This window comes from Arthrobacter sp. ZGTC412 (assembly GCF_002929215.1).
GTDB lineage: Bacteria > Actinomycetota > Actinomycetes > Actinomycetales > Micrococcaceae > Arthrobacter.
Genome location: NZ_PJII01000002.1, coordinates 313,461 through 327,074, shown reverse-complemented (window position 1 = coordinate 327,074; position 13,614 = coordinate 313,461). Strand labels below are relative to the sequence as shown.

The 13,614-nt window shown below is 65.1% G+C and carries 13 protein-coding genes; 4 read left to right on the top strand and 9 right to left on the bottom strand.

From position 1 onward, the window contains the following. Nucleotides 1–146: 146 nt before the first annotated feature. Both CXQ88_RS04600 and CXQ88_RS04595 read right to left on the bottom strand, forming a co-directional pair. Nucleotides 147–794, bottom strand: coding sequence for a GNAT family N-acetyltransferase (locus tag CXQ88_RS04600; protein WP_104042983.1), 648 nt, complete (start codon nt 792–794; stop codon nt 147–149). 42 nt (nt 795–836) lie between these two features. Further along, on the bottom strand, nt 837–1,628 hold the full coding sequence (locus tag CXQ88_RS04595; protein WP_181037411.1) for a hypothetical protein: 792 nt from the start codon (nt 1,626–1,628) through the stop codon (nt 837–839). A 58-nt stretch (nt 1,629–1,686) separates the two neighbouring features. Here CXQ88_RS04595 and CXQ88_RS04590 point away from each other — a divergent pair, with 58 nt between their 5' ends. After that, complete coding sequence (locus tag CXQ88_RS04590; RefSeq protein ID WP_104042981.1) at nt 1,687–2,241, top strand: prepilin peptidase; 555 nt, start codon at nt 1,687–1,689, stop codon at nt 2,239–2,241. A 75-nt stretch (nt 2,242–2,316) separates the two neighbouring features. After that, nucleotides 2,317–2,787, top strand: coding sequence for an NUDIX hydrolase (locus tag CXQ88_RS04585; RefSeq protein ID WP_104042980.1), 471 nt, complete (start codon nt 2,317–2,319; stop codon nt 2,785–2,787). A 117-nt stretch (nt 2,788–2,904) separates the two neighbouring features. On the opposite strand, the gene CXQ88_RS04580 is transcribed toward CXQ88_RS04585, so the two are convergent. From CXQ88_RS04580 to CXQ88_RS04560, 5 genes are all read right to left on the bottom strand, one after another. After that, nucleotides 2,905–4,596: an MDR family MFS transporter gene (locus CXQ88_RS04580; protein WP_104042979.1), complete on the bottom strand. Its 1,692-nt coding sequence runs from the start codon at nt 4,594–4,596 to the stop codon at nt 2,905–2,907. Next, nucleotides 4,593–5,258, bottom strand: a complete 666-nt coding sequence (locus tag CXQ88_RS04575; RefSeq protein WP_104042978.1) for a TetR family transcriptional regulator — start codon at nt 5,256–5,258, stop codon at nt 4,593–4,595. Before CXQ88_RS04575 ends, CXQ88_RS04580 begins: the two co-directional genes overlap by 4 nt. A gap of 117 nt (nt 5,259–5,375) precedes the next feature. Beyond that, nucleotides 5,376–6,797: a class II fumarate hydratase gene (locus tag CXQ88_RS04570; protein ID WP_104042977.1), complete on the bottom strand. Its 1,422-nt coding sequence runs from the start codon at nt 6,795–6,797 to the stop codon at nt 5,376–5,378. Between the two features lie 76 nt (nt 6,798–6,873). Then, nucleotides 6,874–7,488: a carbonic anhydrase gene (locus CXQ88_RS04565; protein ID WP_104042976.1), complete on the bottom strand. Its 615-nt coding sequence runs from the start codon at nt 7,486–7,488 to the stop codon at nt 6,874–6,876. A 10-nt stretch (nt 7,489–7,498) separates the two neighbouring features. Further along, nucleotides 7,499–8,179, bottom strand: a complete 681-nt coding sequence (locus CXQ88_RS04560; protein WP_104042975.1) for a DUF4245 domain-containing protein — start codon at nt 8,177–8,179, stop codon at nt 7,499–7,501. A 233-nt stretch (nt 8,180–8,412) separates the two neighbouring features. Here CXQ88_RS04560 and glpX point away from each other — a divergent pair, with 233 nt between their 5' ends. Together glpX and CXQ88_RS04550 are read left to right on the top strand one after the other, a co-directional pair. Then, nucleotides 8,413–9,435, top strand: a complete 1,023-nt coding sequence (gene glpX, locus CXQ88_RS04555) for a class II fructose-bisphosphatase (protein ID WP_181037422.1) — start codon at nt 8,413–8,415, stop codon at nt 9,433–9,435. A gap of 87 nt (nt 9,436–9,522) precedes the next feature. Further along, entirely contained in the window at nt 9,523–10,578 is a 1,056-nt protein-coding gene (locus CXQ88_RS04550; protein ID WP_104042973.1) for a lipid II:glycine glycyltransferase FemX, read from the top strand. Between the two features lie 63 nt (nt 10,579–10,641). Here CXQ88_RS04550 and manA read toward each other — a convergent pair whose 3' ends face one another. Further along, nucleotides 10,642–11,910 (bottom strand): mannose-6-phosphate isomerase, class I, encoded by a 1,269-nt coding sequence (gene manA / locus CXQ88_RS04545; protein WP_104042972.1) that lies wholly within the window; start codon nt 11,908–11,910, stop codon nt 10,642–10,644. Nucleotides 11,911–11,956: 46 nt separating this feature from the next. After that, nucleotides 11,957–13,609 carry an LCP family protein gene (locus tag CXQ88_RS04540; RefSeq protein ID WP_104042971.1) on the bottom strand — a complete coding sequence of 551 codons (1,653 nt, stop codon included), beginning with the start codon at nt 13,607–13,609 and terminating at the stop codon, nt 11,957–11,959. Nucleotides 13,610–13,614 lie beyond the last annotated feature (5 nt).

Below are 13,614 nucleotides of genomic sequence, written 5' to 3'. Positions count from 1 at the left end.
TGGGGCCGTGGTCGGGTTCGCCGGGCCACGGCCCTTCTCCGTCGCTTAGGCACGTCGCATAGGGGCTCCTGCGGTCGCTGAGCGACCTCCGGACCCCGATGCGCCGCGATGCGCTCCTACGAGAAGGACCGTAACCCGACTTGTGGTTAGGTCACCTTCAGGAACTTCGCCGCCCCGTCGTGGCCTTCGACCTCGAGAGTCCAGTCGGGGCGTTTGAAGGTTTCGGGGGTGAGGCGGACGTGCTGGACTGCTTCGACTTTGGTGCCCCAGGCATTCCTGGTGATGCCGTTCAATTCGTAGCCGAGGGAGCGGGAGACGCCGAGGGAGGCTTCGTTCCAGCTGGCGGCTTCGGACTCGGCTACTTCTGCGCCCAGCCAGTCGAATGCGTAGAGTGCGACGGCGGCGCGCATCTCCTTGCCCAGGCCGCGGCCCTGCATGGATTGCTTGAGCCAGGATCCAGTGGTGACGGTTTTGAGCGTGGCGAAGTCCTTGGCGCCGACGTCCTGGCAACCGATGAAGCTGCCTTCGTGCCAGATGCCCAGGAGCAGTGTCCAGGATTCGGGGGAGCACTCCGCGCGGCAGCGCCAGTACCAGCGGGCCATGTTGGGCCCCAGTTCAACTGTTGGGAGCTCGGTCCACGGGGTGCTGAATGGACTCCTGCCCGCTTCATGGATTCCGCTTTGTGCGGCGGCGACAGCTGCGGGGATGTCCTTATCCAGGATAAGGCGGAGTTCCAGCCGGGGCGTGGCCAGGCGAAGACCGAAGAGTGGCCAAACGTCGCTCAGTGATGTCATCCGCGAAGCCTAGCGGATGAGTAAGTCCGGGTCTTGTCACAGTCAGGCCGGGACATCCCAGGGGATGTGCTGCCGGACATCAGTGAGGCTCATCGACTGGGCCAGGAACAGGTCATCCAGCATGTACTGGTCCACGGCGATGATGCGCAGCCAGTGACCGTACTCTTCCGTCCCGGGATCCAGGGACTGGCTCGCCACGCACACGCCGGTGCCGAGGTCCACCCGGATCCGGGATCTGCCGGGAAGGCACAGCGGCGCTGCAGGGTGGACCGGGTGGTAGGCAGCCGTGGGCAGCACAACTGCCTCGAGGACGGGGCGTCCCTCGTGCTCGTGCTGCCGGACTGCCTGGACTTCCACGGTGTTGCTGCCGGGAAATTCGAGGGGTACGGGGGCGTTTCCGGCCAGTTCCACCGGGTCCAGGGCTGCGGCGAACCGTCCGTTGCCGAACCCGGGCTCGCCGTAGGCAGCTTCAGGCCGCCGGCGGACCAGTCCATGGTCGTCGTACACGGGGGTCACAAGATGCGGCGGCAGGAGCCACGACTTTCGTGTGGCGCTGACATACAAGCCGTCCTTGGAATCGTTGATCCCGGTTGTGCTGTGCAGGACAAGTCCGTCGGCGGTTTCAAGACGCAGAGCACCCGGACGGCGCAGCCACGCCCGGACCAGGGGCGCCCCAGGATCGGGCGCATCTGCGAAGGGCTCATCCCAATACTCGAAGCGCAGGGACTGCCATTTCCAGGGCGAGGACCTGCAAAGGTTTCGGAATATCGCCGGGTCCGCGGCGGTTGAAGTCCTGTCCGGATCCATCCGGTGCCGGGAGTCCCACGTCGCCATATCCACAGTTTACGCGCGGGCGGTGCGCCGTCGAGCGGAAATCCAGTAGCATCCGAGGGTGATCCAACGACTGGGCGAACTATGGCTGCACACCCCGCTGGCCTTCTGGCTGGTGCTTGCGGCCTGCGCCTACTTCGCGGTGATGGCCGTCCGGCTCACGGTGATCGACGTCCGGCATCACCTCCTGCCCAACCGGATCGTCTTCCCCTCCTACGCTGTGGCCGGTGGCCTGCTCCTCGCGGCTGCTGCCTTTGCCGGAGCCGGTACCGGCGCGGACCGGGGTCCTGATGGTCCGCTCGCCGGGCTGATGGCTGTGCCGGCGCTGCGCGTAGTGGCCGGAGCCGCTATCCTCTGGCTCTTTTACTTCATACTGCGGTTTGCTTACCCGCCGGGCATGGGATTCGGGGATGTGAAACTTGCTGGCGTCCTGGGCATGTACCTCGGCTATCTGGGATGGGGACACCTGTTCGCCGGCACATTCCTGGCCTTCCTCCTGGGCGGCCTCTGGTCCATCGCGCTCCTGGCCGCCCGCAGGGGGACACTGAAATCGTCAATTCCCTTTGGTCCGTTTATGCTCGCCGGTGCAGCGGCTGCGATGCTGCTTCCGGCCTGAACCAGACCTTCCCCGGCGGACGGGAGCCCGGTCATTTGAGGGCAAGCCGGCCAAGCAGTTCGATAGGCTGGCGGAATGCCTGCGCCTGATTACATCCTGAAACTTCGTAAGAAAATCGGCAACGATCCGCTCTGGGTCCCCGGCGTCCGGGGCGTGGTGGTTGATGATTCCGGGCGGGTGCTGCTCGCCCAGCGTGCCGACAACAAACAGTGGGCGCTGGTCAGCGGGATGCTTGAGCCGGGGGAGCAGCCTGCGCGTGGGCTGGTGCGGGAGATCTATGAGGAAACGGCAGTAGTGGCCGAACCGGAGCGCGTGGTTTCTGTGGGGGCAGTGGGTCCGTTCACGTATCCCAACGGCGACGTGTGCGAGTTCCTGGACGTGGTGTTCCTTTGCCGCTACGTCTCCGGGGCGGCCCGGGTGAACGACGACGAATCGCTGGCTGTCGGCTGGTTCGGCATGGATGAACTCCCGGAGCTGATGCCCGGGCACCTCACCAGCATCCACCGCGCCCTGGCACCGGCCGACGCCGCCCACTTCGAACCCTGACCGGCGCCTCGAAGCCAACTCCGCGGGGAAACAGCACAGGGGCGCCGCATCCCCCAAAATTGCGGCGCCCCTGCTGGTTTAGCAGGCAGCGTTGGCATGCAGGCAGTACGACGGCGGTCAGTTGAGCTGGGAGGCCAGCTCGCCGTCGTTGTCCTTGACGCTGTCCCGCTGCTCCGCGGCTTCCGCCGGTGTCCCCGTCTCCACCGCTGAGCCGGGCAGCCCGGCGGCGAGGCGCTCGGCCTCCTCGCCGCCCACGGCTTCGCCGCGCGCCACCATGCCGGCGGTGTCCGACAACGTGATCTGCTTCAGCGTGACGGCCAGGATCAGCGCCACCGCAATGAACGGGATGAGGTACCAGAACACCGGGGCGAGGGACTCGGCGTAGGCGTTGACAATGGCGTCGCGCAACTGCTCCGGGAGTTGGCTCAGGGCCTGCGGGTCCAGGGTGCTGGTGGACTGCGCTGCCTGGTCCGCAGAGGCGCCCGCGCCAGTGAAGGCGGTGGTCAGGGACTCAGAGAGCCTGTTGGTGAAGATCGCACCAAAGATTGCGACGCCCATGGCCGCACCAACCTCCCGGAAGTAGTTGTTGGTGCTGGTGGCCGTGCCGATCTGGTCTGCGGGGACGGCGTTCTGCACCACAAGAACCACCACCTGCATAATCAGGCCGAGGCCTGCCCCGAAGATGAACAGCTGCAGGCAGATGACCCAGATGGGGGTGCTGGCGGCGAGGGTGGTCATCCAGAGCATGGCGGCCATGGTGAGGGCCGCTCCCAGGATGGGGTACATCTTGTACATGCCGGTCTTGGATATCCGGATGCCTGAGTAGATGGACGTGCCCATCAGGCCAGCCATCATGGGCAGCATCAGCAGGCCGGACTCGGCCGCGGAGGTGCCGGAGGACATCTGCAGGAACGTGGGAACGAAGGCGATGGCGGAGAACATGCCCAGGCCCAGGGTGAAGCCGATAGCGGTGGCGTTGACGAAGATCCGGTTGCGGAACAGGCTGAGCGGAATGATGGGATCCTCGGCGCGGCGCTCCACCATCACAAACGCGGCCGCGGACAGGACCATGCCGGCACCAAAGGCCCAGGTGAGGGGGGAGTCCCAGCCTTCGTCTTTCTTGCCGCCGAAGTCGGTGAAGAAGATAAGGCACGTGGTGGCGGCGGACAGCAGCACAACGCCCAGGATGTCGATCCGCTTTTCGGCCTTCTTGTTGGGCAGTGTCAGCGTGAACCAGGCGATGGCGAAGGCGGCGATGCCGATGGGGATGTTGATGTAGAAAGCCCATTCCCAGGTCAGGTGGTCCACAAAAAAGCCGCCGAGCAGGGGCCCTGCCACTGCGGACAGGCCGAAGATTGCGCCGAGCGGACCCATGTACTTGCCGCGGTCCTTGGCCGGGACGATGTCCGCGATGATGGCCTGGGACAGGATCATCAGCCCGCCGCCGCCGAGGCCCTGGATGGCCCGGAAGATCACGAAGCCCCAGAAATCGGTAGCCAGGGCACAGCCCACCGAGGCCAGCGTGAACAGGGCGATGGCGATCAGGAACAGGTTGCGCCGACCGAGGACGTCACCGAACTTGCCGTATATGGGCATCACGATGGTGGTGGCCAGCAGGTAGGCCGTGGTGATCCAGGCCTGGTGTTCCACGCCGCCCAGCTTGCCCACGATGGTGGGCATGGCGGTGGAGACGATGGTCTGGTCGAGGCTGGAGAGCAACATGCCGGCGATAAGCGCCGAGAAGATGATCCAGATGCGTTTCTGGGTCAGCAGCAGGGGACCCGCTGGTGGCTTGGTGGCGATACTCATGGTTGTCCTTTTGCGGGTACAGGGTTTTCAAAGGGTTGGGAAAACAGCCGCCGCGCGGCGGAGACGTTTTCCAGGAAGAGTTCCGGGTAGGAGCGGGTGTTGCCGTCGGAGAAATAGACCATGCTGCTTTTGCGGGCGATGTTTCCGAGCAGGACAACGGCCATCCGGACCACAGGATGGTCGGGATCGACGCCCTCACGGCGGGCCAGGACGCGCGCGAATTCCTTCTCGCGCTCCTCGGTGGCGCCGATGATCCGCAGCATCAGCTGGGGTTCCTTCTTGATGACGCCGATCAGCTGGCGGGTTTCCTCTTCAGAGGCGGCCATGTTCTCGGACAATTTTAACGAAAGTCCGATCAGGTCCTGGAAGAGGGTCGGGGAGATGTCGCCGGAATTGGATGCCTGGCGGCCCGCAATAAACTCCTCGATGACATCGGCCGGTATCTCGTCATCTGCGTGGCCAAGGATGGCGTCTTCCTTGGTGGGAAAGTAGTTGAAGAACGTGCGGCGGGAAATGTCCGCCTGGTCGCAGACCTCTTCCACGGTGTAGCCGTTCAGTCCGCGTTCCGCGGTCAGCTTTCGGGCAATGGACGTGATGGCGGCACGGGTAGCGGCCCGTTTGCGTTCCCGGCGGCCACCCTCAATAACTACACTATTGCTCACAAAGTATATCTTTGCACTCTCGACTAGAGAGTGCAAAATTGTCTTTGGAGCTTAACGACGACGGCCGCCCGCCTTCGCTGGGAAGGTGGGCGGCCGTCGTGGACCCTTAGCGGGGACCTAGGCCTTGTGCGGCGGGCGCGTCATGGACATGACGTCCAGGGCGGTGTCCAGCTGCTCCTCGGTGACCTCGCCGCGCTCCAGGAAGCCCATGGCGACGACGGTCTCTCGAATGGTGAGCCCCTCAGCTACGGCCTTCTTGGCGATCTTGGCGGCGTTTTCGTAGCCGATGTACTTGTTCAGCGGGGTCACGATGGACGGTGATGCCTCGGCCAGGAAGCGGGCGCGCTCCACGTTGGCGGTGATGCCGTCGATCATCTTGTCCGCCATGACGCGGCTGGTGTTGGCCAGCAGGCGGACGGACTCGAGCAGGTTGGCGGCCATGACCGGGATGCCAACGTTCAGTTCGAAGGCGCCGTTGGTTCCGGACCAGGCGATGGCGGTGTCGTTGCCGATCACCTGAGCGGCCACCATGATGGAGGCCTCGCAGATGACCGGGTTGACCTTGCCGGGCATGATCGAAGAGCCCGGCTGCAGGTCCGGGATCGCGATTTCACCGAGGCCGGTGTTGGGGCCGGAGCCCATCCAGCGGAGGTCGTTGTTGATCTTCATAAACGAGATGGCGATGTTGCGCAGCTGGCTGGACGCCTCGATGAGGCCGTCGCGGTTGGCCTGGGCCTCGAAGTGGTCGCGGGCCTCGGTGAGGGGCAGCCCCGTGTCCGTGGCCAGCAGTTCGATAACGCGCTCCGGGAAGCCGGCGGGGGTGTTGATGCCGGTTCCAACAGCGGTGCCGCCCAAGGGAACCTCGGCAACCCGGGGGAGAGAGGCGTTGATGCGCTCAATGCCGTAGCGCACCTGGGCGGCGTAGCCGCCGAACTCCTGGCCGAGGGTTACCGGGGTGGCATCCATGAGGTGCGTGCGGCCGGACTTAACCACGTCCTTGAACTCCACGGCCTTGCGCTCCAGGGACTCGGCGAGGTAGCCGAGGGCCGGAATGAGGTCGTTGATCAGGGCGGACGTGGCAGCAACGTGCACCGACGTGGGGAACACGTCATTGGAGGACTGCGAGGCGTTGACGTGGTCGTTCGGGTGGACAACCTTGTCACTGCCGGCGGCCTTCAATGCGCGGGTGGCAAGCTCGGCAATGACCTCATTGGTGTTCATGTTCGAGGACGTGCCGGAGCCGGTCTGGAAGACGTCGATGGGGAAGTCGCCGTCGTACTTGCCGGCAGCCACCTCATCCGCTGCGTCTGCAATGGCCTTGGCAAGCTCGCCATCGAGCACACCCAGTTCAGCGTTGGCTTGGGCGGCAGCCTTCTTGACCCGGGCCAGCGCCTCAATGTGTGCACGTTCCAGGGTCTTGCCGGAGATGGGGAAGTTCTCCACTGCCCGCTGCGTCTGCGCGCGGTACAGTGCGTTCACGGGGACGCGGACTTCGCCCATCGTGTCATGTTCAATGCGGAACTCTTCAGTGGAAGTCATGGGGCTAGCTTAGGGCGATCCTGCACCCCATCGAAAACCGTGAAGAGCATGCTACGGGCGGCTTTTCACCCCTCCCCTAGAGCTCACCGATCCCGGAAACAACGTTGGCGCGGCCCTCGGCCAGGCTGTACGAGAGGCCGATGACGGCGGTGCGTCCGCTTTCAACTGCGTCGGAAATCACACGCGAGCTATCCACCAGCCGCTGGGAGGTCTGCTTGACGTGCTCCACCACCATGTCGTTGACCTCGTGCTTGTCCTGGCGCATGGAGGTCAGCACCGACGGGGTGATGCGCTCCACGAGGTCCCGGATGAAGCCAGTCGGCATATCACCTGTGTCCACCGCGGCCTTGGTGGCGCTGACGGCGCCGCAGCTGTCATGCCCCAGGATGGCGATCAGCGGTACCCCAAGCACACTTACGCTGTACTCCAGCGAGCCGAGGACGGCGTCGTCGATGACCTGTCCGGCAGTACGCACCACAAAAACGTCGCCGAGCCCGACATCAAAGATGATTTCGGCGGCGAGCCGTGAATCGGAGCAGCCGAAGATCACGGCAAAGGGATGCTGGTTTTCCACCAGTGAGGACCGGCGGGAGGAGTCCTGGTTCGGGTGGGAGGATTCGCCGGCGACAAAGCGCTCATTTCCTTCGCGCATCCGGCGCCAGGCGAGGGCAGGAGTCAGGTAGGTAGTCACCCGCCTTACCTTACGGTGCGGTACTGGCCACAGGTGAAACTGTGACGGCAGGGTTGCTGTCCAGGGATTTCACGACGGCGTCCGCCAGGGTGGCGAACTCGTCAAGTTGGGCGGCGCCGGCGAGAATGACGGTGGTCCCGCGGTACTCAAGCACCATCGACTTCTCGCCCTTGCCGGTATCGCGCAGTTGCCATTCCTGGCCGCCCGCGTTCCGCGAGCCGGTGACCGGAGCGTTCTGTGTCTGCTGGAGGAGCCAGGTGGGGTTGGCGCTGCGGGTTTGGACCAGTCCGACGAAGGACTCCCTGGGCGTGATGTAGCCCACCTCCCATGCCGGCACGCCGCTGCCCGTTCCGGCTTCCCACCGCGCGTAGTTCGCCCGGAAGGAGTTGCCGGTGTCCGGCGCTACCGGTGTGAATCCCGCCACGTCTGTCGCATTCCGGGCCGCGGCACTGACGTCGATGTCCGGACGGTAGCCGTCGGTCTTGGGGGAGGGATTCATCAGGACGATGGGCAGGAAGGCAGCGATGCTCACCATCAGGGCAATGATCATGCCGATCACTGACGCGTTGGCCCGCTTGGCTGCTGCCGCCGGAATAACCGGCTTAACCGGGCCCTGCCCACCCGCCCCGCTGGATCCGCTGTTGCTTCCGGGTCCTGCCGGTTCGGGGGAAGGGCTGGTTTTTTCCTGCATTTCATTCACCCCTCTATAGTCGCCCATCCCGGTGTGCAACTCACATTCGGTCCGCCCCGGAGCAGCCCACCCGGAACCCGGCCTCCGCGTACATTGCGCCGCCGCGTCATCCCGCCGCCGGAACCCGGTGCCGCGACTATGATCGGTATCAGAGGAATCACCGCTCGGCTGTTCCGGCCGGGCGGGTTCAATGATCGCCACTCGAAGAAGAGGTTAACGTGTCACCAGCGTCCATGACCCAGAAGTACTCCACGCTCTCCCCGTCCCTGGCGGTGGGCATCGATGAGCCGGACCGCAACCTTGCATTGGAACTCGTCCGCGTTACCGAGGCCGCGGCTATCGCGGGCGGCCACTGGGTTGGTTTCGGCGACAAGAACAAGGCCGACGGCGCCGCCGTCGACGCCATGCGCTCCTTCCTCCAGACTGTCCACTTCAACGGCGTAGTGGTCATCGGCGAAGGCGAAAAAGACGAAGCCCCCATGCTGTTCAACGGCGAACGCGTTGGCGACGGCACGGGCCCGGAATGCGATGTGGCAGTTGACCCCATCGACGGAACCCGGCTCACTGCATTGGGCATCAACAACGCCCTGGCCGTCCTGGCTGTGGCCGAGCGCGGCTCCATGTTCGACCCCTCCGCGGTGTTCTACATGGAGAAACTCGTCACCGGCCCGGAAGCTGCGGACATGGTGGACCTCCGCCTCCCCGTAAAGCAGAACCTGCACCTGATCGCCAAGGCCAAGGGCGTCAAGGTCAACCAGCTCAACGTCATGATCCTCGACCGTGACCGGCACCGCCCGCTGGTGGAGGAGATCCGCGAAGCAGGCGCCCGCACGAAGTTCATCATGGACGGCGACGTTGCCGGCGCCATCGCCGCTGCACGTTCCGGTACCGGCGTGGACGCGCTGATGGGCATCGGCGGCACCCCCGAAGGCATCGTTGCTGCCTGCGCCATCAAGTCCCTGGGCGGCGTTATCCAGGGCCGGCTGTGGCCCACCAGCGACGAAGAGAAGCAGAAGGCCCTCGACGCCGGACACGACCTGGACCGGGTCCTGTCCACGAACGACCTCGTTTCCAGCGACAACTGCTACTTTGCCGCCACCGGCATCACGGACGGCGACCTGCTCAAGGGTGTCCGGTACTCCAGGGACAAGGTCCTCACCCAGTCCATCGTGATGCGTTCCAAGTCCGGTACCATCCGCTTTGTGGACGGCGAGCACCAAGCCAGCAAGTGGGAAGGGTACGCCCGCAAGAGCTGACCCCACCGCAGCCAGCACAGGTCCCCGGATGCACCGCAGCGTGCTCCGGGGATCTGGCGTTTGAGGCCTTGGTATAGGGTTGAAGCCATGATTCCTGCTGTTGTGCCCTGTACTGACCGCGCCCTCTGGGACGAATACGTTGACCGGTTCAAGGGACATCCGCAGCAGCTTTGGGGCTGGGGCGAAACCAAGGCCATGCATGGCTGGTCGGTGGACCGGGTGTTGATCAACGACGGCGACAACACGGTAGGCTGCGCGCAGTTGCTGGTCCGCCGGCTTCCGTTCCCCTTCCGCGCCCTGGTCTACATTCCCCGGGGCCCGATGTGTTCGGTGGAAAACGCCCCTGCCGTCCTTAGCCGCCTGGCAGACCATGCCGCCGCCCGTCACCGCGGCGTGGCCCTGAGCATCGAACCGGACTGGGACCAGGACTCGGACTTCGCAGGCGCCGTAGCGTCGGCAGGCTTCCGGGCAACCACCAATACTGTCCTCATTCCGCGCACGCTCATCCTGGACCTCACCCGGACTGACGACGAACTGATGGCCGAGATGTCCAAGTCCACCCGGGCAAACATCCGCAAGGCGATGCGCAGCGACGTGGAGTTCCGCAAGGTTAAAAATGACGCCGAGCTGGAGCAGGTGCTCGCGACCTACCACGAGACCGCTGAGCGCGCCGGCTTTGGCATTCATGAAGACCAGTACTACCGGGACATTTTCAGGAACATGGGGGACGGGTCGCCGATCATCGCAGCCTTCGACGGCGAGCAGATGCTGGCCTTCGTCTGGCTGGCCAGGAGCGGTTCCACCGCCTTCGAGCTGTATGGCGGCGTCTCCTCCGAGGGGCAAAAGCAGCGGGTCAACTACGGCGTGAAGTGGGCAGCCCTGCAGGCCATGCGCGAAGACGGGTGCTCCCGGTACGACTTCAACGGCCTCCTCAACGACGGCATCTCCGACTTCAAAAAGCAGTTCGCGAAGCACGAAAACATGCTCCTGGGCACCTGGGAAAAACCGCTTTCGCCGTTCTACTCCGCTTACTCGCAGGCCATGCCGCTGGCCCGCCGCGGACTTCAAACGGCGCGGCGCCTGCTGAAGAGCGCGGCCGGCCAGATCCGTCCGGTGGTCCAAAAGCTGCGCCCGGGCAACTAGCCGCATCAGAGCAACGGGCGACGACGGCACCCGCCCGGGTGCCGTCGTCGCCCGTTGCTGTTGCTAGCTGCCTGCGGCAGTCTGCTGCAAACCGGTGGTCACGGCGAACGCCAGCGCAGACTCGGTGCTGCCGGCCACGGGATGAACGTTGACGGGAGCCTCGGCGGCAGCCAGGAAGGCGCTGCCACCCCGGGAGAGCCGTAGGTCGCCCTTGGGTGAATCCAGGTAGACATCCCCGGCAACCACAATCACCACTGCCGCACCCGACTGTGCCAGCGGTACGGGCCCGGCGTCGGGTGAGAGCTCGATGCGCTGCAGCTGGAACTCCTCGAAAGGCGGGCGGAAGAGCTCCTGGTCCATCACGGTCCGCTCAGCCTCGAGCATCGGCACCGCGACCGGCTGGAAGTCGATGGTCCGCAGCAGTTCGGGGACGTCAATGAACTTCGGGGTGAGCCCGCCGCGCAGGACGTTGTCCGAGGACGCCATGACCTCAACGCCCAGGCCATGCAGGTACGCGTGGACGTTCCCGGCGGGCAGGTAGACAGCCTCGCCCGGCTCAAGCGATATGTGGTTCAGCAGCAGCGAGATCAGGACTCCGGGATCGCCGGGATACCTCTCATTGAGGCTGATCGCTGTTGAGAGTTCAGCGTCAAAGGGAGCCAGGGGAGCTCCGGCAAGCAATGCGGCTACCACCAGGGACGTATCCTCAGCCACGGCCTTGCCGCCGGTGATCAGGCGTTCGAAGGCTTTCCGGAGGCCGGCGCTTTCGTTGCTGTGCTCAAGATCCCCCAGCAGGGCGCTGACCAGTGTGGGCGCCGCGCCCTCATTGGCATCAAAGGCCGCGTTTATGTGCCGCAGGATTTCCCGGGTCTGCGCTGCCGGCCGGAAGCCGCACAGCGCCTCAAACGGCGTCAGGGCCAGGATCATCTCGGGTTTGTGGTTGTCGTCCCGGTAATTCCTGTTGGGGGCGTCCGCGGCCAGGCCTTCGGCGTTCTCCCGTGCAAAGCCCGCCTTCGCCTGTTCCAGGCTCGGGTGGACCTGCAGGGACAGCGGCTGGGCAGCCGCCAGGATTTTGGCGAGGAAGGGCAGCCGGGGACCGAAACGCGCCACGGAGTCCGAGCCGAGGAAGTGCTCCGGGTCACCGGCTATCAGGGCGTCCAAGGCGGCAGTGGAACCGTCCTCGGGCAGGCGGGCCAGGGACGGTGAGTCGGGGTGCGCACCGATCCACAGCTCTGCTTCCGGACTTCCCGACTCCGGACGCCCCAGCAATGCGGCGATCGCCGTCGTCGATCCCCAGGCATAGTCCCGGAGGACGTTGTCAATCTCGTACAAGGCGGTGTCCGTTCCGTAGGTAGGTAGGGGGGTGTGGTGGCAGCGGCTACAACGGGGCGCACTGGCCGTTGGTCGCCACAAGTTCCCGGATAGTCTGCTCGTCGCCCTGGCTCTTGAGCTCGTTGAGCATCGCTTCGGTGATCGGCTCCCCGGCAGGGGTGGTGGTCACAGGGGTGAAGTCCGACGCCGGGGGAGACTGCTGCGCCGGGGTCCCGCCCGCCAGCAGCGGGGCTGCGGGATAGCGGACCGGTGCAGCCAGCAGGTGCCCGCCGGCCGCGCTCGGGACCACCATTGCGTCGTCCGGCAACCCCGCGGACTGGGCTTCCGATGCTGAGGCCAACAGCTGGTCCACCCGGGTGTGGATGACGTCGAAGTTGGGCACAGTGGAGAAGGCGGCGTCAAAGTCCGGCGGGCCGATGGTAAGGCGCTTGATGTCCTGGCCCTTAGCCTTCATGGCCAGGTCCACGAAGCTTCCCAGTTGCGAGGAAGAGATGTTGGAGTCCACTACTTTGGTACCGGCGTTGGCGATCTCCTCGAACTTGGCCAGCAGCGTGCCCGGGTCCAGCTGCTTTAGCATTGCCTGCTGCACGCACTGCTGGCGCTGGATGCGGGCGTAGTCGTCGACGAATTCGCGCGACCGCCCGTACCAGAGCGCAGTGTAGCCATCCAGCGTCTGGTCGCCCGCGGGGATCCAGCCCAGGGGCATACCGTGGATGCCGTTGGCCTCATCAATGGTCTCGCCGCTGATAGGCACCCAGCCCCCGGCCTTGATCCTGATGCCGCCCATCGCGTCAATGAGCTTGGAGAAGCCCTCCATATCCACCAGCACGTACGCCTGGACTGTGATTCCCAGCGTCCCGGAGACGGCCTCGAGCGTGGCCTGGGCGCCGGGATCTGCGACGCCGGGATAGAGGTCGGCGTGCTCGTTGGTCACTTCGGTGTTAATGGCGTTGATCAGGCACGCGTCACCGCAGTCGTAGCCGTTTGGGTAAATGGCCCGCATGGGGGAGTCTTCGCTGAACTGGGCATTCTGGAGGTTCCGGGGCACGGAGATGATGGCCGTTTGGCCGGTCTTGGCATCGACGCTCAGGACCGAGAGGCTGTCTGTGCGCCTGCCGGTACGGTCGTCACCGGCATCTCCGCCCATCATCAGGAAGTTGTAGCGGCCCTCCACTGGGTCGATCGCGGGGCCGGCGGAAAAGATGCTGCCGATGGCGTTGCGTCCCACGTTGAGCAGGTAGGCAGCGTAACCGAGCGTTCCGCTGCCCAGGACCATCGCCAAAACCAGCGAAATCACGACGACCGGCCGTGCGGGCGGAGCCAGCAGGACCGGGCGGATGAGCCGCAGGGTGTTGAGAAACAGAATTGCCCAGCCTGCAGCGAGTGCCACCAGCAGGATGACGATGACGAGCGAGGAAAAGGAGTTGGTGATGATGTTGATGAGCACGGGCCGGTTGAGCAGCAGCAGGAGCACGGCAAGCAGCAGGGCCGCCCACACGCAGAGCGTCACCCGGAGTGCCGCGCGCCCGAGTTTGCGGTCGCCCGCTACAAGTTGCGCGCTGCCCGGCACCAGGAGCGTCAGGAGCACAAGCACGAAGCCGCGCTTGGTCCGGACCGGAGAGGAAGCGCTGTCCGGGTAGCGTACAGGGTCGGTGAGCGCTGCCTCCGAAGCGGACTGCTGGAGCTTGCTGCTGGCCATGGCCG